The organism is Tatumella sp. JGM118 (assembly GCF_018257515.1).
GTDB lineage: Bacteria > Pseudomonadota > Gammaproteobacteria > Enterobacterales > Enterobacteriaceae > Tatumella > Tatumella terrea.
The window spans coordinates 32,161-52,542 of the sequence record NZ_JAERJR010000017.1 but is presented as its reverse complement, the minus strand read 5'-3'; the positions used below and the strand labels follow the sequence as shown (position 1 = coordinate 52,542).

At 51.4% G+C, this 20,382-nt stretch carries 17 protein-coding genes; 4 read left to right on the top strand and 13 right to left on the bottom strand.

All coding sequences use genetic code 11. The features are described from left to right. The first annotated feature begins 340 nt into the window (after nt 1-340). Nucleotides 341-1,126, top strand: a complete 786-nt coding sequence (locus JK223_RS13735) for an ABC transporter substrate-binding protein (RefSeq protein WP_249213620.1) — start codon at nt 341-343, stop codon at nt 1,124-1,126. Nucleotides 1,127-1,222: 96 nt separating this feature from the next. Continuing rightward, nucleotides 1,223-2,341, top strand: a complete 1,119-nt coding sequence (locus JK223_RS13730) for a succinylglutamate desuccinylase/aspartoacylase family protein (protein ID WP_212714734.1) — start codon at nt 1,223-1,225, stop codon at nt 2,339-2,341. A 27-nt stretch (nt 2,342-2,368) separates the two neighbouring features. On the opposite strand, the gene JK223_RS13725 is transcribed toward JK223_RS13730, so the two are convergent. From JK223_RS13725 to udk, 13 genes are all read right to left on the bottom strand, one after another. Next, a complete protein-coding gene (locus tag JK223_RS13725) occupies nt 2,369-3,649 on the bottom strand; it encodes a glycosyltransferase family 2 protein (RefSeq protein ID WP_212714733.1) in 1,281 nt (426 codons plus the stop codon). Nucleotides 3,650-3,992: 343 nt separating this feature from the next. Next, nucleotides 3,993-5,399 (bottom strand): NADP-dependent phosphogluconate dehydrogenase, encoded by a 1,407-nt coding sequence (gndA, locus tag JK223_RS13720; RefSeq protein WP_212714732.1) that lies wholly within the window; start codon nt 5,397-5,399, stop codon nt 3,993-3,995. 214 nt (nt 5,400-5,613) lie between these two features. Further along, nucleotides 5,614-6,747 (bottom strand): glycosyltransferase family 4 protein, encoded by a 1,134-nt coding sequence (locus JK223_RS13715; protein WP_212714731.1) that lies wholly within the window; start codon nt 6,745-6,747, stop codon nt 5,614-5,616. Next, on the bottom strand, nt 6,744-7,646 hold the full coding sequence (locus JK223_RS13710) for a glycosyltransferase (RefSeq protein ID WP_212714730.1): 903 nt from the start codon (nt 7,644-7,646) through the stop codon (nt 6,744-6,746). The genes JK223_RS13715 and JK223_RS13710 overlap by 4 nt, the downstream gene beginning before the upstream one ends. Next, nucleotides 7,643-8,800, bottom strand: coding sequence for a UDP-galactopyranose mutase (gene glf / locus JK223_RS13705; protein ID WP_212714729.1), 1,158 nt, complete (start codon nt 8,798-8,800; stop codon nt 7,643-7,645). The genes JK223_RS13710 and glf overlap by 4 nt, the downstream gene beginning before the upstream one ends. A gap of 3 nt (nt 8,801-8,803) precedes the next feature. Next, nucleotides 8,804-10,708 carry a DUF4422 domain-containing protein gene (locus JK223_RS13700; protein ID WP_212714728.1) on the bottom strand — a complete coding sequence of 635 codons (1,905 nt, stop codon included), beginning with the start codon at nt 10,706-10,708 and terminating at the stop codon, nt 8,804-8,806. A gap of 1 nt (nt 10,709) precedes the next feature. Next, the gene (locus JK223_RS13695; RefSeq protein ID WP_212714727.1) at nt 10,710-11,450 is read right to left on the bottom strand and encodes an ABC transporter ATP-binding protein; all 741 of its coding nucleotides are present in this window, start codon (nt 11,448-11,450) and stop codon (nt 10,710-10,712) included. Continuing rightward, on the bottom strand, nt 11,450-12,217 hold the full coding sequence (locus tag JK223_RS13690) for an ABC transporter permease (protein WP_212714726.1): 768 nt from the start codon (nt 12,215-12,217) through the stop codon (nt 11,450-11,452). The genes JK223_RS13695 and JK223_RS13690 overlap by 1 nt, the downstream gene beginning before the upstream one ends. Nucleotides 12,218-12,378: 161 nt before the next feature. Further along, a complete protein-coding gene (gene galE / locus JK223_RS13685) occupies nt 12,379-13,392 on the bottom strand; it encodes a UDP-glucose 4-epimerase GalE (protein WP_212714725.1) in 1,014 nt (337 codons plus the stop codon). A gap of 35 nt (nt 13,393-13,427) precedes the next feature. Next, nucleotides 13,428-14,324: a UTP--glucose-1-phosphate uridylyltransferase GalF gene (gene galF, locus JK223_RS13680; protein ID WP_212714724.1), complete on the bottom strand. Its 897-nt coding sequence runs from the start codon at nt 14,322-14,324 to the stop codon at nt 13,428-13,430. A gap of 581 nt (nt 14,325-14,905) precedes the next feature. Continuing rightward, entirely contained in the window at nt 14,906-16,705 is a 1,800-nt protein-coding gene (gene asmA / locus JK223_RS13675) for an outer membrane assembly protein AsmA (RefSeq protein ID WP_212714723.1), read from the bottom strand. A 20-nt stretch (nt 16,706-16,725) separates the two neighbouring features. Beyond that, nucleotides 16,726-17,307 (bottom strand): dCTP deaminase, encoded by a 582-nt coding sequence (dcd, locus tag JK223_RS13670; protein ID WP_025903416.1) that lies wholly within the window; start codon nt 17,305-17,307, stop codon nt 16,726-16,728. Nucleotides 17,308-17,364: 57 nt separating this feature from the next. Next, on the bottom strand, nt 17,365-18,006 hold the full coding sequence (gene udk, locus JK223_RS13665) for a uridine kinase (protein WP_212714722.1): 642 nt from the start codon (nt 18,004-18,006) through the stop codon (nt 17,365-17,367). A 255-nt stretch (nt 18,007-18,261) separates the two neighbouring features. On the opposite strand from udk, the gene JK223_RS13660 reads away from it, so the two are divergent. Beyond that, nucleotides 18,262-18,888 (top strand): phosphatase PAP2 family protein, encoded by a 627-nt coding sequence (locus JK223_RS13660; protein ID WP_212714721.1) that lies wholly within the window; start codon nt 18,262-18,264, stop codon nt 18,886-18,888. 72 nt (nt 18,889-18,960) lie between these two features. After that, nucleotides 18,961-20,313 (top strand): molecular chaperone, encoded by a 1,353-nt coding sequence (yegD, locus tag JK223_RS13655; protein WP_212714720.1) that lies wholly within the window; start codon nt 18,961-18,963, stop codon nt 20,311-20,313. Nucleotides 20,314-20,382 lie beyond the last annotated feature (69 nt).

Below are 20,382 nucleotides of genomic sequence, written 5' to 3'. Positions count from 1 at the left end.
GTATCCCCGCCACGGCCTTTTTTCTTATCCGCATCCCTGCGCTTCCCGGAGACCCCTGACTCACCCGGCCGCCCCTCTGTCCTGCAATGGCTGGGATTCCCATGCCGCTCCTGAACACCGGTTGCCGGGCGACAGCGCACGGGACTCCCTGCCGTGAACCGGAATACAGATAGTTACCGCGCAGTTCTGTCACAAGACCGTAATTATTGGTAGATTAACCCCTGTCTGCCTGAAACAGCCTTTTGGCAGGGCGCGGAGTGTCACCGCTTCGCAATAAAACCTCCCGGTACAGGGAGGGCTCATTTATTACAACATCAAAATAATCAGGAAATAGCAAATTATGACGTTCACCCGTAAGTTACGCCTGTCATTGTTCACCGCGCTGCTGGCCGGAACCCCGTTACTGAGTCAGGCAGCACTCACTCAGGTTCGCTTTGCGGTAGACCCGACCTATCCGCCGTTCGAGTCGAAAACCGCTGACGGAAAACTGGTTGGCTTCGATATCGATTTGGGTAACGCCCTGTGCAAACAGATGGATGTGAAGTGTGTCTGGGTTGAAAATGAGTTCGACGGGATGATCCCCGCGCTGAAAGCCCGTAAGTTTGACGCTATTTTGTCCGATATGGGGGTCACTGCTGAACGTCTGAAACAGATCGACTTTACCGTACCGGTGTATAACACCCCGGTGATGCTGGTCGCACGGAAAGGATCGGGTCTGTTACCCACGGCTGAATCCCTGAAAGGCAAATCCGTCGGCGTCGAACAGGGCACGGTTCAGGAGCGTTATGCACGACTGAAATGGCAGCCTTATGGCGTCAATGTCGTTCCTTACGGTGACCAGGCGCAGGTTGAAAATGATCTCGTGGCTGGCCGTATTGATGCAGAATTCACCGACGGTGCACAGGCCGGGATCGGCTTTTTGAAATCCCCGGCCGGAAAAGGCTTTGAATTATCCGGACCGGCTGTGGAAGACCCGATCATCGGCCCGGGCACCGCGATTGGTCTGCGTAAAGGCGATACTGAACTGCGGACCGCACTTGATGATGCTTATGCAAAAATCAAAGCCGACGGCACCTTTGATAAACTTCAGAAAAAATACTTCACCACCGATATTTCTGTGAAGTAATTCGTTCTGTCACCGGGGGCTCCCCCCGGTGTTACTGTCAGCCCCCTTGTTTCGCAGTCTGTCCGCTATTACCCCCTGAGCCAGGATCCGCACGCTATGCAACAACACAACTCCCGGATATTATCCACGACGTTCGGCACTGAACGACAGATAGTCAGTTATGAATTCGGTCATGATGATCAGCAACAGGTATACATTCAGGCCGCTTTGCACAGCGATGAACTGCCCGGCGTGGCGGTCGCCTGGTACCTGAAACATGCACTCAGTGCGCTGGAAAGTCAGGGACAATTACGGGCGAAATTTACCCTGGTCCCGGTCGCCAACCCTATCGGATTTTCTCAGCAGTTACAGGGGCAGCCTCTGGGACGTTTTGATAGTCTGTCCGGTCAGGACTTTAACCGCCAGTTTCCGGCTATCGGTGAGTCGCTGGCGGCGATCGCCGGCCCGGCACTGAGCCAGGATGTCAGCGCCAATAAGCGCGTGATCCGTGAGGCGATTGACCGGTATTTCGATGATTACATCCCGGCCACCGAACTGCAGTCACAACGGGCAATACTGATGCGTATGGCCTGCAAGGCTGACCTGATGATCGATATCCATTGTGACTGGGAGGCGGTTGCCCACCTTTATACAACGCCGCAGGCCTGGCCGGAAGTGTCGGTATTGGGTCACTATCTGGGTTGCCGTACGGCATTGATTGCGGATATTTCCGGCGGTGAACCTTTTGACGAAGCCTGTGCCGAACCCTGGTATACGCTTCATCAGCGCTTCGGCGCGGCTTATCCGTTACCGGCAGCGCTGAAGCCTGTCACACTGGAGCTGCGCGGTGCCCGGGATGTCAGCCATGATCAGGCCCGTGAAGATGCCCGGGCTATCCTCAATGGTCTGACCGCACTGGGATACATTGCCGGAGACTTTCCGCCCCTCCCCGCGGTGCCTGCCCCGTTAAAAGCGGACCTGGCGGGTTGCGAATATCTGACAGCACCGCATGCCGGTGTCATCCTTTATACCCGCCAACCCGGCGAGTGGATCCATGCCGGCGAGGTGGTGGCAGAAATTCTCGACCCGATCACTGACCAGCTGACCCCCCTGGTTTGCCGGCAGGACGGGCTGCTCTATGCGCGTCACTGGGTGCGCTTTGCAACCGCAGGCCTGCTGGTCGTCCGTCTGGCCGGCGGAAAAGCCGGCCGTGAAGGTCCCCTGCTGGTTCCCTGAGTTCCGCCGGAGATGTCGCAGGGAGCCTTACTTCCTGCGGCCTCCCAGCAACGAACATAACTTCCCGGCAATGGTCGTCGGCCTCTGTGCCCGCTCCTGCTGATACTGTTCATTTAAGGCCTGTAACTCGCTGACATGAAGTTGCTGGCCGGCGGCCTGCTGTTGTAAACGCTCAATTTCCGCAGCCATCCGGTGATTTTGTGCCACCTGTTCCGCCTGTTCAGAAACGGCACGCTCTGCTTCGGTTAACTGCTGCTGTAAAACCAGTCGTTGCTGCCGTTGTTCGGCCCCGCAGGTCATATGATGACGGAGATCCTGCTCCAGCCGGCATTTCAGTTTCATCAGCGTGGTTTCGGGGTCCCCGCAGCTCAGATCCTGATAACAGGCCTCAAGGTATTCTGATTCGATCTCTGCCGCCGGTACCGGCGGAATTTGCTGGTAAAACGTGCGGATCTGCCGGTAAAAATCCGAATAGGCCGGCCAGTGTTTCAACGTCGACAGGCTCCAGCTGAGGAAATCGATACTGTAATTAAGGAAATCCCGGTGTAATGGCTGGTAAACCGGCTGCTCGTTCAGATGATGATAGAGGGCACGGATAGCCTGTAGTGAGCAGTCATAGGAGAGCTCGCGGGTATTCGATAACGACCCTGCGCGGTTATCCCGATGGCTAATCAGTGTCGCGTCACAGACGGAGATCGCCCCGGCCTGCAGTAACAATGCACAAACAAAGAATAAATCATTACTGGTACGGATTTCCTGAAACTGTAAACCTGAACGCAGGATCAGATCACGACGGATCAGTTTGTCCCAGGCCCACCAGATAAAAGTCCGGAAAAAATTTCCACGCGTTTCAAACGCGGTAAAGGTGCGGGAGAGCGGCAATGACTCTGCCTGGATGGTCCATGCTGCGGGTGTCCGTTGCTGTGTCAGACTATCCAGATTATCGCTGCGAAAGACCACCACATCAGCGCCGGCAGAGACTGCGTGACCATAGGCCTGTTCCAGCATATCGTTTGCACAGAGGTCATCATCATCCAGGAAGATCACAAACTCTCCTGTCGCGAGAGGGAAAGCCCGGTTACGTGAATAACCCGCCCCCCGGTTTTCCTCATTCACCAGTATTGTCACCCGTTCATCCGTCGCACAATGCTCACGGAGAATGGCGACAGTATTATCGGTGGAGGCATCATCAACGATGATAATCTGCAACGCTTGTAAGCTTTGTGATGTAATGGTGTGGAGTGTTTCAGCGATATAGTGTGCGGCATTGAACGTTGTGATTATCGCCGTGACCTTTGGTTCCGACATGAGTTTCTCCTCTGCTGATGCCTTGTCCCCCGGGACTCCTGTCCTCCGTTAGCCAGGACATTAAGACGGCACTATGCCTGGTTGCGCATACAATACCTTTTCCGGTGTCCGGTGCATATTCTGCGGTCATAAAATCGGGATCCGGCATCACATTTACAGGGTCTGTGCGACCGGCAGGTCCCGCAGAGGCAGGCGATTTCGGATAACTCACACTGAAAGGTAATTAAAAAATCCTGGTATTGTCGTGAAAAAGCAGGGACGGCAGGTTATGGCGCCACGGCCGATAAAAAAACCCGGGGACTGGCCCCGGGTTATTGCAGATTTCAGACTCACGTCGCTGAAATTAATCTAACCACTCAGTGTGGAAAACGCCGTCTTTGTCGATACGCTTATAGGTATGTGCACCGAAATAGTCACGCTGCGCCTGGATCAGGTTAGCTGGCAGGACTTCTGAACGGTAGCTGTCGTAGTAAGCGATAGCGGCAGAGAAGGTTGGCGTTGGAATACCGTTCTGTACAGCATACGCAACAACATCACGCAGCGCCTGCTGGTATTCATCAGCGATGTTTTTAAAGTACGGTGCCAGCAGCAGGTTTGCGATTTCCGCGTTTTCTGCGTAAGCATCGGTGATTTTCTGCAGGAACTGGGCACGGATGATACAACCGGCACGGAAGATTTTTGCAATTTCACCGTACTGCAGATCCCAGTCATATTGTTCAGACGCAGCGCGCAACTGAGAGAAGCCTTGTGCGTAAGACACAATTTTACCCAGGTACAGGGCACGACGGACTTTTTCGATAAAGCCGGCGCTGTCTTCGGTGACGGTTTTCGCTACCGGGCCGCTCAGGACTTTAGAGGCTGCAACACGCTGAGTTTTCAGAGAAGAGAGGTAACGGGCAAAAACTGATTCTGTGATCAGCGACAGAGGCTCACCTAAGTCCAGAGAGCTCTGGCTGGTCCATTTACCGGTGCCTTTGTTGGCCGCTTCATCCAGAATAACGTCGACCAGGTAGTTACCTTCGTCATCTTTCTTGGTGAAGATATCTTTGGTGATGTCGATCAGGTAGCTGTTCAGTTCACCGGTATTCCACTCGCTGAAGGTTTCAGCCAGTTGCTCGTTGCTCAGGCCTAAGGCACCTTTCAGTAATGAGTAGGCTTCTGCAATCAGCTGCATATCGCCGTATTCGATACCGTTATGGACCATTTTCACGTAGTGACCGGCACCGTTCGGACCGATGTAAGCCACACAGGCTTCACCTTCGGCACGGGCAGCAATCTGATCCAGGATAGGCGCAACCAGCTGGTAAGCTTCTTTCTGACCGCCAGGCATGATGGATGGACCTTTCAGCGCCCCTTCCTCACCGCCGGATACACCGGTACCGATGAAATTAAAGCCCTGCTCAGACAGCTCTTTGTTACGACGAATGGTATCTTTATAGAAGGTGTTGCCGCCATCGATAAGAATATCGCCTTTATCCAGATGCGGAGTCAGGGAAGCGATAGTTTTATCAGTTGCTTCACCGGCCTGTACCATCAGCAGAATACGACGTGGCTTTTCCAGGGACTCAACAAACTCTTCGACACTGTAGTAAGGCGCGAGTTTTTTACCCGGGTTTTCAGCAATGACTTCGTCTGTTTTTTCACGTGAACGGTTAAATACAGAGACGGTATAACCACGACTCTCAATATTCAGGGCGAGGTTACGGCCCATTACCGCCATACCTACGACACCGATTTGTTGCTTGGACATCACTTTCTCCTGTCTGAAGACTCAGGGTACAAATTTTGTTGAACCCTTAATTTACTTATAATTAAGAAAATTTGAAATTAAAACTAACAGCACCGCGTCATTAACTCCAGTAAATCAGCACAAATCGAACAACAAACCACCTGTGCGGTGCTTCAGAGCCCGCGGGCAGCCCCGTATCAGTGCTATGCCCGTACTGCCGACAGGGGCGATAACACTACGGCACCATCAATATCCGGTAGATATTCAGGGTGTTAGTGATCACCTGTGCCGCTGAAAATTTATCCAGAACCAGCGCCCGTCCCTGCAGTCCCATCTGCTGGCGTAATTCTCTATCCCCGATCAGCACTTTCAACTGACGGCAAAACTCATCTTCATCGCCGCGACTGATCAGGAATCCGTTAACATTATTAATAACAATACTGTTACAACCGCCACTGTTATAAGCAATACATGCTCTTCCCTTCGCAGCGCCTTCAATTAATATGCGCGGCACACCTTCCGGATATAAGGTGGGTAAGGCGACGATACTGGCACTCCCCAGCAGTACTTCCATATTATTACAGGTACCCAGCCACTCAATATCCCCCGCGGCGGCCCAGCGGGTGATGTCCGTTAACGCAATGGCATCCGGATCATCCGCTACCATGATCCCGGCCACCCGCAGGGTAAAATAAACATCTTCCCGGGCAAGCTGCTGTTTAATACGCACCAGTGCTGCGAGCCCTTTTTTATGCAGCATCCTGCTGGCAAACAACACGATTGGCGGGTCGCAGGCCTCCTCTTCGCTAAAGGCATATTGTTCCACATCGACACCACAGCCATCGATGACCGACGCCCTGCCGACTGAAAACGTCACATTCCGCTGAAACTCCAGCAGATCATCGTGGTGTTCAAAAATAATCCGACTGCGGGGGTTTGCAAAAATAACGGAATAGCACAGGCAAACTGCTTTTTTCAGACGCCGGTACAGCCAGTTCCCGGGCTGGAACACCCGCCCCAGACCGGCAATATTTGCGACAAAAGGGACAGAGAACAGCCGTGCATAGAGTCCGCCGATGATCACCGGTTTAATCGTCACCGCATGAATTAAGGCAGGTTTGATTCGCCGTAACAGCAGAGCCGATGACACCAGCGCAGCAATGAAGCCGAAAATATTACAGGAGCGTTCTTTTATCGGCAGAGAATGACAGCAGAGACCCAGTTCGGTGAAGCGCCGCAGGTATTTCTCTTCTGAAATACGGGTAATAATATGAACTTCATAGCCATGATGTTTGGCGGAAAGCGCACGCGCCAGCCAGTGAAGGTCGAAATACCAGTCTGAGTTAACGAAATAACATATCGTCTTCATAAGCCAGGCTTCCCGGGCATCGGCCGCTTACCGGAAAAGGCGTGCCAGACAGCCTTAACCAGTAATCGTAAGCAGTACAGGCGTTGCGGACTTTTCATTGCCCTCAGCAGGCTATGCGCTATGCGCAGGGCTGTGGCGGTCCGGCCAAAAAGAGGGGGACAATCCCTGAGGCGCCGGAAAACTAATAAATTTCTCAGCAGGTAATAATGCTTCCAGGCAGGAAGGTCACTCACCGCAGAAGGGACATCATGATGCATGATCAGTTCAGGATGATAGAGGATCGGGTTCCCCTGAGAAAACAGTCGCCAGGAGTAACAGACATCGTCAAAGTAAATAAAGAAATCTTTCTCTATTAAGTCACCACTCTCACGGATCAGCCGTGAGCTGACAATCGCCCCGACAAACGAGAATGTGCATACCCCGCCGGGGGTATCCGGATCCGGGATAAACGCATGTTTATTTACCAGAGAGTGTATCGCAGCGAAGAATGTGTCCTGAGGGGCCGACCAGGGCACATTCATCGGGCAGAGACGGCCCTCGGCTGACAACACTCTGGCACAATAGAGCTCATACCTGCCGTCGACGATACGGGAAAAATTATCAATAAAAGAGGGATCCGGCCACGCATCATCATCGTAAAATACAACCCAATCGGTCGTGAGATTCTCCGCAATATAAGCCACACCCCGGGAGAATCCCCCTGCCCCGCCACTGTTCACCGGACTGAAACAACAATGCAGGCGCGGATCGCTCTGTGCCTTCAGCCACTCCCGGGTCCCGTCAGTCGAATCATTATCGATGACCACTATCGAATCAAACGGTAACGCCAGGGTCGCGGCCAGACTCTTCTGCAGTTTCTCCAGCCGGTTATAGGTCACTATCAGTGGCGTCATTTTCATGTCATATCCACGACAAACGCCGGCATCGGGGTCGCATCGCGCAGGCATCCGAGATACCGGCCGGCCGCAGCCAGGGCTTCTGCAATCGTGATATCCATATCGAGATAGCGGTATGTCGCAAGGCGTCCGGCAAAGGTCACCCCTGTTTCCTGGCCGGCCAGCGCGACATAGCGGGCCAGCATCGTTTTCTCATCCACCTGCCGCACCGGGTAATACGGGATATCACCGGGCTCAGACTGCCGGCTGTATTCCCGGTAACAAACGGATCCCTGATGGGTCTCCCACGGAGAGAAATACTTATGTTCGGTAATGCGCGTGAAAGGAATATCCTGATCGCAGTAATTCATCACCGCAGTCCCCTGGAACTCTCCCTCATCGTAGAATTTCTCAAAGTCCAGTGTCCGGTAGCCGAGACGGCCATAGGCAAACTGATAATAGGCATCCAGCGGGCCGGTAAAAAACAGATGATCACAGGACGCCCGGTCTTCCGTCTGAAAAGAGCGGTTGAGTTCTACCGTGATCAGCGGGTGGTCCAGTATTGCCGCTGCCAGAGCCGTATAACCGTCACGCGGCATTCCCTGATACCGGTGGCTGAAATAATTATCATCGTAGGTAAATCTGACCGGCAGCCGTTTCAGGATGGCTGCCGGTAATGCGGAAGGTGAGATGCCCCATTGCTTAATGGTATAACCCTTAAAAAAGGTCTGATAGAGCTCCCGGCCAATAAAACGTAATGCCTGTTGTTCAAAATTTTGCGGATCAGTCAGCGATTTATCACTTTTACTGTCGATTAACGCTTTTGCCTGTACCGGTGAACAGGTGGTATGAAAAAACTGGTTAATCGTATGCAGGTTAATTGGCAGTGAAAAGACCTGTCCGGCCGCAGTCGCCTTGACCCGGTTAATATACGGCATCATGGTACAAAAGCGGTGAATATAATCCCAGACCGTCTGATTATCGGTGTGAAATATATGGGGTCCATAGGTATGGACCATAATACCTGTCCGGGCATCCCGTTCACTGTAGCAATTACCTGCGATATGTGAACGGCTGTCGATAATACGGACAGCATGCCCTGCTTCAGCCAGTTCCCGGGCGATAACGGCACCGGTCAGTCCGGCGCCCACGATAAGAATATGTTTTTTATTATTCATTATTCACCCCAGGATCCGTCTGCGGATAGCATAATAATACTTAATCAGGAAGTTCCGACGCGGACTCCCTGTCGGGGCATAACGGTTAAGTAAAGGCATTATTTTTCTTTTTATCCGCGTCTGCAGAAGCAATACCTGTTGTCCGGAGGGCATCACTTTCAGGTGTGATTCCGGCACCGCATTCCCCGCCAGCCGTAAATAAAGCTCCCGCTGCCAGGGGGTTCCGGTAAGGTATTTCTCAAAATTATCGTAGAAGTCGACCTTATTTGTATTCCAGGGCTTATTTTCTCCGGCATAATGGATCAATTTCGGATGCTGACGGGCAGAAAGAAATTCCATATAGGTTGAAAAACACAGGTTCGGGAAAAAATCATGAGTATTTCCATTACCGTGATAGACATTCCATTCCAGCGGTAAATAAAAGACCCGGTCATAAAACACCTTATTCATAATGTCCTGATCCAGGAACCAGTAACGCTTCGATTTCATGGCTTCCATCAGGGAATGAAAGGTGTTCTCTTTTACCATCTGACTGATATTAAAGAGAATAATACCTGCCTGAAAATAATTCTCCGTCCGGGTCATACCCAGAGTTTTTAGCAGATACTTCCGTGCCGGCATTTGCCCATCAGAAGAGTCAGAGATAGCGCCAAATTTAACAAACCCCTCCATGACAATATCCCGCACTGCCGCCACCAGATGATCCCCCAGGTCTGTGTCATAGACGTTTCCGACATCCTCTTCCGTTACCGTATCCGCATCGATAAATAAGACTTTATCGTAGAGAGAGAAAAGACGGGGTATAAACAGCCTGGCATAGGTCGCAGAGGTAAAATGTCCACGGATATGGACCTCACTCAGTTCGGCAAAGGTATTAATATCAAAAAAACGCAAACTAAAACTTTTCTTATCTTTTACCAGACTGTATAATCTTTGCTTGTTGAGGGTGGAGATGCCGTTTTCCAGAATAACAATGTCATAGTTCCTCTGGTCATTCGCATTCTTTAACAAAGAGTTAATCAGTGCAGCACCGGAGATACTGTAATTATCGTCAAAACAGATAACTACAGGTACCGATGGCCCGGAAAATGCGGGTGGGATCTTCCCGTTAAATGTTTCTTTAGAAATAAAAGTACGCTGCACTTCTTTGATAACGAGTTCCGGTTGCTGTTTTCTTTTGTGTAAAATAAAAATATTAAACAGCCGCTCGGCAATATGCCCGATAACACGTTGTTCACTGGCACTATAGTTTCTGAAAGAAATTTTTTTCTCCAGTTGCTCAAGGATGGAGAATAGCCATTCGGAATATTCATTAAATAATTCGCGCTTCATGACAAACATATTGGTGTAATACCCGCAGTCCGCCTGATTAAACGTTTCCGCCTCCGGCCTGTAGTCGGGGTATAGCTCATAGAGTGTGGCGAGTGCCAGGTCATAATCTGCAATATGCAGATCTTCACTTGCGCCGTAATGAATATAGTTATTTTTGCTACCGGCCTTTAATACCGACCAGACTTTAGGTAACACGATATCTGCCTGCTGCAGACAGCGTTCAATCCCTGCATCCGTTAGCTGAAATTTTTTCTCGTAGGCCGCGTTTATCTCTGGCTGAACCACGACCCCCCAGTTATCCTCCGCGTAATCCTGATGTTCAGAAAAGTTGAGATGACGCCGGTAATGCATAAAACCGACATACTCCGAAGGCTCCCCGTTCTTCCAGGCCCAGTATTGTGCCGTCAGCTCACAGTAAAACGGATTTTTGTAGGAGATATTCTCCCCGCGGTCATCCCCCTCACAACAGAGTGTGTTCAGACTGTTGGCCTTACCCACATGTAACGGGACGATGGACGAGGCAGAGAGGAAAGCCCCGGGTTTATGATAGCTGGTGTAAAGGATAAATTTTTTCATATTAAGACATCATTTTTATATATTGTGGAATAATATCGTCTGCCTTACCGACAGCCTGCAGCCGATGGTTTTCGATCCAGATGACCTTGTCACAAATTTTTCCGACATCCATCATGTTGTGACTGACGAAAAGTATGGTGACCCCGCGTTGTTTAAATTCACGGATGGTTTCAAGACATTTTTTTTGGAAGGCAATGTCTCCCACAGCCATGACTTCATCGATGATCAGGATTTCAGGATCCGTCTGACTGATGACAGAAAATCCCAGTTTTGCCAGCATTCCGCTCGAATAGACGCGTATAGGCTCATCAATAAAATCCCCCAGTTCAGAAAAAGCGATAATGCCGTCCAGCTTCTTCATCACCTGCTTCTTCCTCAGGCCCAGCAGGGTCGCATTGAGGATAATATTCTCCCTGCCGGTCAGTTCCGGATGAAACCCGCCACCCAGCTCCAGCATCGAGGCAATTCGGCCGTGGGTGATCACACTGCCGCTGCTGGGTTTTATGACACCTGCCACCAGCCCGAGTGAAGTACTCTTCCCCGCACCGTTACGCCCTATCAGAGCAACCGCCTCGCCTTTATCAACAGTAAAACTAATATTTTCAATCGCGGTATATTTCCGCCCCCGTAACAGCGTAATGGCACGACGTGGATGAAAAATAAGATCTTTAATGCCGGTTCCGATATAGTGGTATAACGGGTAGGATTTCGAAACCTCTCTGAATTCAATAGCAATACTCATTATAAAATCTCAGCAAATCTGAATTTCAGCTTATTAAAAATATAGCTACCGGCCATCAGTACCAGTATTGCCCATAGATACATCTGTGCAATATCAGGGTAATGAATAATTCCTTTCATGAAGAGGTCCCGCCATGCCAGCATTAATTCAGATACCGGATTAATCGTCAGCAGCCATTGATATTTTTCAGGAATAAGGTCAGCAGAATAGAGTATCGGGGTACAATAAAACATCAGCATAATACCCAGCGGGATAAATCGTTCCAGATCTCTGAAGAACAGGTTGAGCGAACTGATTGCCAGCGAAAGGCCAAAGGTCAGTATCATTTGCGCCAGACCTATCAGCGGCACACCCCATAGCCAGCTGATGGACGGTGACATGCCGTAAAACAGCAGGAAGGCAACAATCACCGGCAGCGTACAGAGGAAGTGCAGAAATTCCATAAATACATTACAAAACGGAATAATTGATCGCGGGAATACTGTTTTCTTTATTACCTGGGCATTAGAAATAAATGAAAATAGTGCATTGTTGACCGAGCTTGCAAACCATTGCCAGGGAAATAATCCAGTGATAAGAAAAACTGTATAATCAGGGATCTGTACCCTCATCACTAATTTAAAAATAAAATAATAGATTAACGCAAATAACAATGGGTTAGCGACAGACCATAAATAGCCGAGGAAACTACTTTTGTATCTGACCTTAAGTTCCTTTTCAGTCAGCACAGAAATAATATCAACCAAATAACCGGGACTATACTTCATTTCATTAATTTCCGGGTTCTTATGAGTGGTTCAGAGTATCTTATAAAAACACGTTACCGCTTCAGACGGGATGCCTGAATAAATTTGCCACTCACTGTAAATACTGTTTTGCCTTGGCAGGGGCTAAGAGAGCCCCTGCCGGAGAGGTCCTGCCGTTTAAATTACCGATATCCGTTCGGGTTTTTACTTTGCCAGTGCCAGGTATCACGCATCATTTCATCAATACCCCGGCTGACGGTCCAACCAAGTTCTTTCTCCGCCAGTGAAGGATCGGCCCAGAACGCCGGTAAATCACCGTTGCGGCGCGGTTTAATCTCAAACGGGATAGCCTTACCACAGGCTTTCTCAAAAGCTTTGATCATTTCAAGTACCGAGTAGCCTTTGCCCGCCCCCAGGTTAAAGGCACGGCATCCCTGACCTTTCTGAAGATTATCTAATGCCTTCAGATGCCCTTCTGCGAGATCCACCACATGGATATAATCCCGCTGACAGGTACCATCTGGTGTAGTGTAGTCATCACCAAAGACACCCAGCTTTTCCAGCTTACCGATGGCGACCTGAGCAATATAGGGCAGCAGATTATTAGGGATACCGGCCGGGTCTTCCCCGATCTCCCCCGAATGATGCGCACCCACCGGATTGAAATAACGCAGAGCGATGGCATTAAAGCGCTCGTCCGCACGGGCAAAATCCTGCATCACCTGTTCAATCATCAGTTTCGATGTTCCGTAAGGGCTGGTCGTTCCCCCTATCGGTGTGGTTTCCACGTAAGGTACCGGTGCGTTTTCACCATAGACCGTGGCTGAAGAACTGAAAATAAAGTTCCATACCCCTGCTTCACGCATTTCTTCAAGCAGGATAACGGTACCGGCCACATTATTTTCATAATATTCCAGCGGCATACGGGTCGACTCACCTACCGCTTTCAGCGCAGCAAAGTGGATAACCTCACTCACCTGATGGTCTGCAAATAACTTTTTCAGACATTGACGATCACGGATATCTCCCTGGACAAATACAGGCGCTTTCCCCGCTAAAGCAGCGACTCGTCGCAGCGATTCCTCAGAGGCATTACAAAGGTTATCCAGTACGACAACATCATCTCCGCGTTCGAGAAGCGCCAGTACTGTATGAGAACCTATGTAACCTGCTCCCCCCGTGACTAAAACAGACATATCAGACTCCGTATCTTAAAAAGTTTTATTCGTAATTATTTCGCAATGATTTCCCTGAGGGTCTCACGAAATTCCTGTCCCTGGGCCGGATTTCTTAGGCCATAACTGACAAAGGCCTGCATATAGCCGAGTTTACGGCCACAGTTATAATCAATACCGGTCAGTAACATGGTATCTACCGGTTGCTTTTGATTCAGACTGGCAATCGCATCCGTCAGCTGTATTCTTCCCCAGGCACCCGCGCCGGTATTTTCAAGCTCTTTCCAGATATCTGCGGATAAAACATAACGGCCGACAGCCGCGAGATCGGAATCCGGCAGAGCATCTTTTTCAGGTTTCTCGACAAACAGTTCGATGCGACTGGTATCGCCCGGATTTTCGAGAGGGTCGCGGGTGGTAATAATCGAATATTCGCTGAGATCTTCTCCCGGCATATGCTTACTCAGCACCTGGCTATGACCTGTCTCTTCAAACCGGTTGATCATGGCGGCCAGATTATAACGCAAATGGTCGGCGCTTGATTCATCCAGTACGATGTCCGGAAGCACCACCACAAACGGGTTATCACCGATCATTGGTCTGGCACTGAGTACCGCATGGCCAAGCCCCAGTGGCTGAGACTGGCGGACATTCATAATGGTCACACCGGGCGGGCAGATTGACTGTACTTCGCTGAGCAACTGACGTTTAACCCGCTGCTCCAGCAGAGCTTCGAGTTCATAGGTGGTATCAAAATGGTTTTCAACAGCATTCTTTGAAGCATGCGTGACCAGGACGATTTCCTTAATTCCGGCGGTCGCACACTCATCAATGATGTACTGAATCATCGGCTTATCGACAATCGGCAACATTTCTTTAGGGATAGCTTTGGTTGCCGGCAATAAATGCATACCTAAACCTGCAACAGGAATGACTGCTTTTAATTTGGTCATAAACATTCCGTTTTGAAAAAAATCAGTTCCGGCAGTATGAGTGAAAAGCAACGACAAGCAGCATCGGCATTCTCTGAAATTAGGCTGCTCCACACTGACACCTTCTATCCTCCGGCATATGTGGTCTGACAGTACTGACGTATTATCTATCATAGTGGCTTTTCAGATAATGAATCTTATATTACGCCAAAAAATTGTCATTTTCTGATCATTGTCTAAATGTCAGGTTTTATTGCTGGATTTATTTACTCACTGTAGTAGTGGGCCCTGAAGAGATGAGATTTTTTAACGAAGGCAGAGTGCAGGCGATGCAATAAAAAGCAGGTCAGTCACCGTCGCACAACGGGCTGTCAGCCAGGGCGGCAACAGGCCACAATGTGGTAATGATGCAGACAGAGGATGACTGAACGGACAGCTTATGACAGCCCGAACCGGCGAAGAACAGCTCCGGTAACCGGAGAGAGAAATTCTGTGGCCCTGGCATAGATGGTAAAGGGTTATTCCGCAGATACCGTCCCTACGGGCGGCGGGAGACCTGCACCGCCGCCTTCAACCTGAAATCACCGTGGATTCAGGAATAACTACGGATGAGTCGGGTGTTTCTCCGGGTTCTGCGCCCGCCACTGATTAAAACGGCTTTTAAGCTCATTACGGAAATCACCATTCAGCACACGAGTCACCGGTAGAGAATAACTCAGCTTATCCCAGGGACCGTAGAAGCGTATCGGAATAACCTGCCCTGACAGCAGATGAACCAGCCGGCTGTCCCCTTTCCAGTTTGCCATCAGCATATTAAATGTCACATCCATGGTGCGCTGACGGAAATCCACTTCACCGGCGGCATCCATCTGTAGCCCATTCCCTTCACCTTTCAGCGAAGCAAAACGCAATATTCCCGGAGTGAGGTGTAAATCCCCGTCCAGAGAAGGCATCACCGGCGTTTGCTCCGGCTGATATTTCACCCGGTCACTGTTGACAGCGACGGCATCACTGACCATTTGCTGCAGGTTAAATGCGCCGGTATTCGGGTGTGTTACACGGATACTGGCCTGCCCCTGCCATCCGGTCAGGATATCCCGGTGAGTGAAGCCGTTGCCGGTGAATTGCCCCTGCAGGGTCACTTCCCCGGCAAACGCCTGCGGGAGTTGCAGGAAAGCCAGCACCGGCTGCAGGCTGATATTCTGCAGTTGGGGCCGCAGACTCACCTGCGGCAACGTGCTACGCCAATCCACCTCACCCGGCAGTGAAAAATGGCCATCCCCTGACTGCCCGTCAAGGGTCGCCACCCGGGTAATACCACCGGACGTGGTGGCCTGAAGTGACAGATTTTTTAACTGTAACCCCCGCCAGAGGGCGTTCTCTGAATGGATGCTGACATCCATATCGGCGGTACGAAGCCAGCTATCCTGCAGCGGCAGGTCATCACGGTCGGCAATGACCGGCGCACTGACCACGCGCACCACGGCTTGCCCGTCGGAATTGCCGCCAGCGGCGAGCAGATGGTCAAAATCGGTATTTACCGAGGTCAGCCGGGCGTGCAATGACAATGAAGGCTGCAACTGCCCGGCAATTTCCCCGCTGAAGTCACTATTATTGGCCTGAAGTTTCAGCGCAGAGAGCCGGAAATACTGTGCCGCAGGCTGCCAGCTGGCGCTGAATTCCGCCTGACCGTTAATGCCGGCGGCCGGCAGATCAACCCCCGAAGCCTGGTAGGTCGCCTGGCTGACCTGCAATGCCAGTTGCTGCGGATACTGGCTGGCATCCAGATGGCCGTTCACCGTTAATTGCAGATTCTGTTGATTACGTGAGACACGGGTACTGAATTCAAACTGCCCCTGCTTCACCTGATCCTGGCGGATGCTCAGATTAAGGTCACGGAAGTTGATTTGATTGCCCTGAGCATCCTGCCAGATAAACAGACTGTCCGCGATGTTCAGTTGCGCGATGTCAAAACTCCAGCCACGGGTCAGAGAGGCAGACGACATACCATCTTCCGGGGCAACCGGTGCGCCCGGAGGGAGCTCCCGTGCCGCGGCGGGGATATCACGGATCACCGCATTTTTCAGCAGAACCTGACTGACTTTCAGTTGGTGAGATAATAGCGGGAATAATTCGACATCGAGGCGCATATTTTCGGCGCTGACCGCCGGGACGGTTGCCCCGGGGGCGGTCAGGGAGATCTGATCACTAAGAATGCTGAGACGTGGCCAGACATGCCAGCGTAAATCACCGGAGAGCTGTAACTGATAACCGCTGCGTTTTGCCACCTGCTGTACCATGTAGCCACGGAAATCGTTGGGATTGACCAGCATCACTAATGCGGTCATTCCTGCGACTACGACCACGAGCAGAATGGCCAGTGTGGTTATCAGTCTTCTCATACCATCCCCGGTGTATTTAGCTAGTCTTTATCAATCCTGCTGGCTACAGCACCCTGCTGATCGCGATATTTTGCATCCTGCCGACGGTTGTAAGGCCGTTCTGCCGGGCCGGATAATGGTTCAAAACTCAGCGCTCCTATCAACATACCCGGTCGAAGCGCTAATGGCAATTTACCGGAGTTGAAGAACTCCAGCACAATCCGGCCTTTCCAGCCCGGATCGATGCGATGGGCAGTGACGTGCACCATTAACCCCAGCCGGGCCAGTGATGAACGACCGTCCAGCCAGCCGACCAGGTCAGCCGGTAAGGTCACGGACTCCAGCGTCACCGCCAGAGCCAGTTCACCCGGATGCAGGAAAAAGGCTTCGCCCTCAGGCAGAATGATCTCTTCACTCATCACGCGATCCAGCGCGGCGCTGACTTCATCTTTCGGACCACTCAGGTCGATAAACGCCGCAGTATGTCCACGGAAAGTCCGGAACTGGTTGCCCAGACGCACATCCACAGTGGCTCCGTTAATCCGTTCGACAGGCGGACGAGGTGAGATTTCCAGCCGGCCATCATCCAGCCAGCTTTCTATGTCACGGTCACACAATCTCATGCAGATAACTCCATTTCACTGACAAAACAGGGAAGGCACGCCTTCCCGGTGAACTATTTATTCAAAAAACTGATTGATTTTCGCTTTAAGAATATCGATAGCTATACGGTTTTTGCCACCGCGTGGCACGATGATGTCCGCATATTGTTTTGACGGTTCAATAAACTGCAAAAACATCGGACGCACTGTTTTCTGATACTGGGTCATTACGGAATCCATCGAACGACCCCGTTCATTCACATCCCGCTTCATCCTGCGCATCAGGCAGATATCCAGCGGCGTATCCACAAAGATAGAAAAATTAAGTTCGTCGCGTAACCGGGCATCGGTCAGCAGCAAAATACCTTCCAGGATAATCACCTTTTTCGGTTCCAGCTTACGGGTTTCTTTCATCCGTGTATGTTCAGAATAGCTGTAAACCGGGAGATCGATCGCATGACCTGCTTTAATTGCCTGTAAATGCGACAATAATAAATCATGATCCATCGCATTCGGATGGTCATAATTGGTTTTAATTCTCTCTTCCATGGTGAGATGGCTTTGATCCCGGTAATAACTATCTTCGGGAATAACACCAATATGTTCGTCACCTACCTGGTCACGAATTTCACGATAGAGCGTGCTGGCAATCAAACTTTTACCTGAAGCAGAAGCGCCGGCAATACCCACGATTACGCACTGATGGGACGAGTCAGTCATACGTTTTAAAGACCTGAAACTGAAGCCGGTATCATTTCCGGTTAACGACCGGGAGATACGGGCAGAATGAGAGGGTTTACGGCGGCGATTATAGGGATTTCATCCGGTTGATGCCAGAAAAAAGCGTGCTTTATCTTCAGACATCCCTCATAGGCGGTTCTGACAAACTTCTGTATACTGTTAAGTCTGCCTTATAATGGCGCATTTCTTTCCCGGATCCCTTGATCCGCCCGTTGGCCTGTTGACTGGAAAACCATGTACTGGAAGAATCTGACCTATTTCGGCGACAGCATGCTGTTACTGCCGACCGCCCTGCTGCTTGCAATCTTTTTATTCTGGAAAAGTCAGCGCTGGCAAACCGCCTTCGGCTGGTTACTGAGTTTTGGTATTGCCGGGGGACTGGTCAGTATCTCAAAGGTGATGTTCCTGGGGTTTTTCCTCGGCAGTCAGTCACTGAACTTTACCGGATTCAGCGGACACACCACCCTGTCTTCGGTACTCTGGCCGGTCGTGATGTGGATGATTTCCGCAGGCCGTCAGCCCTGGCTGCGCCGCACACTGATCACCTTCGGCTATCTGTTGCCACTGGCGGTGGGGTATTCCCGCTTGCAGTTGCATGCGCATTCTCCCAGCGAGGTGATAAGCGGCGCGACACTGGGAGCTCTCCTGAGTACCGGTTACCTGCTGATACAGCGTCATACGCGGCTTGATAAAGTCAGTCTGCTGCAGCTGGTATGCTTTGCGGCCCTGCCCGCGGTGATCATCTTCACCGGCCAGCCTGCCACCACACAGCAGTTCCTGGCGACCCTGTCAGCACGCCTGGCCGGCATCGAAAAACCCTATACCCGCGCCCAGCTCCTGCAAGCCGGTCACGCCAATTAGTGTTCCGCCATTTACGGCATCACGATTACAAGGTAAAGTCGCCCCCTTTTTTGACTCTCCGGGGGCGCAGACATGTTTATTGGTTTTGATTACGGTACAGCTAACTGTTCAGTAGCGACAGAAGAAGACGGGAATTTCCGGCAACTGTTGCTCGAAAATTCCTCTGCGCTACTCCCTTCGATGATCTCTGCGTCGCTGCGTTCCGTCCCCAGTGAGTGGCTCTATCGCTGTCACAATGTTGATTTTCCTCTGCCGGAAAATAAGGCTCTGTTGCAGTCTTCTCTGCGACTGAACCGGGAAGAGGATATACCGGTTACCCCCGAGGGGGTCAGCTTCGGGTTACAGGCGCTGGAAAACTATATTGCGGACCCGGAAGATGTCTGGTTCGTCAAATCCCCGAAATCCTTCCTCGGTGCCCCGGGTCTGAAGCCTCAGCAGGTTGCCTTCTTTGAAGATCTGGTCTGTGCCATGATGCTGCACATTCGTCAGCAGGCAGAACGGCAAACCGAACGCGCCATCACCCATACGGTGATCGGTCGCCCGGTAAACTTCCAGGGCAACGGCGGCAGCGAAGCCAACGCCCAGGCACAAAATATTCTGTTACGCGCCGCCCGGCGAGCCGGTTTCCGGGAAATAGAATTTCAGTATGAACCGGTGGCGGCCGGGCTGGAGTTTGAATCCACACTCACCCGGGAGACCCGGGTACTGGTGGTGGATATCGGCGGGGGGACCACCGACTGTTCTCTGTTACTGATGGGGCCGGAATGGCAGCATAAAGCCGACCGGGTGGAGAGTCTGCTTGGCCACAGCGGTTGCCGGGTCGGCGGAAATGACCTGGATATCATGCTGGCCTTTAAAACGCTGATGCCTTTACTGGGGCTGGGGGGCAGTGCACGTAAAGGCACCGCCCTGCCGGCGCTCCCCTGGTGGAATGCCGTAGCTATCAATGATGTCAATGCACAAAGCGAGTTCTACTCCGGCGAATGCGGTCAGTTACTCCGCCAGATGGTGAGAGACGCTGAGCATGCGGATTTAGTCACCCGCCTGCTGAATGTCTGGAAAAACAAGCAAAGTTACCAGCTGGTCCGCAGTGCGGAGGAGAGTAAAATCCGCCTGTCCAAAGCCCCGGAAACCACGGTCCCGCTGGAATACATCGATGCCGGGCTGGCGGCTGCACTGGAAGTGCAGCAAATGGAAGACGCCATTGCACAACCGCTGGAGAAAATGGTGCGGCAGATTTCCAGCGTAATGGCCGAATCATCCACCCGTCCGGACGTCATCTATCTGACCGGCGGCAGTGCCCGCTCTCCGTTATTACGTGAAGCCATCAGCCGCGTCCTGCCGGGCATCCCGCTGGCCAGCGGCGATGACTTCGGCTCGGTCACCCTCGGTCTCACCCGCTGGGCGAAAACTCTGTTCAGCTAATTCTGCCCCGGTGCCGGCAAACCCGGCACCGTCATGTTTTTTCTCCCCTCCTGCGATGCATTTCCTTAT

What these genes read in the sequence shown, in the direction of transcription:
- JK223_RS13730 (WP_212714734.1), top strand. Translation starts at nt 1,223, where the DNA reads ATGCAACAACACAACTCCCGGATATTATCCACGACGTTCGGCACTGAA.
- gndA (WP_212714732.1), bottom strand. Translation starts at nt 5,399, where the DNA reads ATGTCCAAGCAACAAATCGGTGTCGTAGGTATGGCGGTAATGGGCCGT.
- glf (WP_212714729.1), bottom strand. Translation starts at nt 8,800, where the DNA reads ATGAATAATAAAAAACATATTCTTATCGTGGGCGCCGGACTGACCGGT.
- JK223_RS13715 (WP_212714731.1), bottom strand. Translation starts at nt 6,747, where the DNA reads ATGAAGACGATATGTTATTTCGTTAACTCAGACTGGTATTTCGACCTT.
- JK223_RS13700 (WP_212714728.1), bottom strand. Translation starts at nt 10,708, where the DNA reads ATGAAAAAATTTATCCTTTACACCAGCTATCATAAACCCGGGGCTTTC.
- JK223_RS13660 (WP_212714721.1), top strand. Translation starts at nt 18,262, where the DNA reads ATGTACTGGAAGAATCTGACCTATTTCGGCGACAGCATGCTGTTACTG.
- JK223_RS13735 (WP_249213620.1), top strand. Translation starts at nt 341, where the DNA reads ATGACGTTCACCCGTAAGTTACGCCTGTCATTGTTCACCGCGCTGCTG.
- yegD (WP_212714720.1), top strand. Translation starts at nt 18,961, where the DNA reads ATGTTTATTGGTTTTGATTACGGTACAGCTAACTGTTCAGTAGCGACA.
- galE (WP_212714725.1), bottom strand. Translation starts at nt 13,392, where the DNA reads ATGTCTGTTTTAGTCACGGGGGGAGCAGGTTACATAGGTTCTCATACA.
- JK223_RS13710 (WP_212714730.1), bottom strand. Translation starts at nt 7,646, where the DNA reads ATGAAAATGACGCCACTGATAGTGACCTATAACCGGCTGGAGAAACTG.
- galF (WP_212714724.1), bottom strand. Translation starts at nt 14,324, where the DNA reads ATGACCAAATTAAAAGCAGTCATTCCTGTTGCAGGTTTAGGTATGCAT.
- dcd (WP_025903416.1), bottom strand. Translation starts at nt 17,307, where the DNA reads ATGAGATTGTGTGACCGTGACATAGAAAGCTGGCTGGATGATGGCCGG.
- JK223_RS13695 (WP_212714727.1), bottom strand. Translation starts at nt 11,450, where the DNA reads ATGAGTATTGCTATTGAATTCAGAGAGGTTTCGAAATCCTACCCGTTA.
- asmA (WP_212714723.1), bottom strand. Translation starts at nt 16,705, where the DNA reads ATGAGAAGACTGATAACCACACTGGCCATTCTGCTCGTGGTCGTAGTC.
- JK223_RS13690 (WP_212714726.1), bottom strand. Translation starts at nt 12,217, where the DNA reads ATGAAGTATAGTCCCGGTTATTTGGTTGATATTATTTCTGTGCTGACT.
- JK223_RS13725 (WP_212714733.1), bottom strand. Translation starts at nt 3,649, where the DNA reads ATGTCGGAACCAAAGGTCACGGCGATAATCACAACGTTCAATGCCGCA.
- udk (WP_212714722.1), bottom strand. Translation starts at nt 18,006, where the DNA reads ATGACTGACTCGTCCCATCAGTGCGTAATCGTGGGTATTGCCGGCGCT.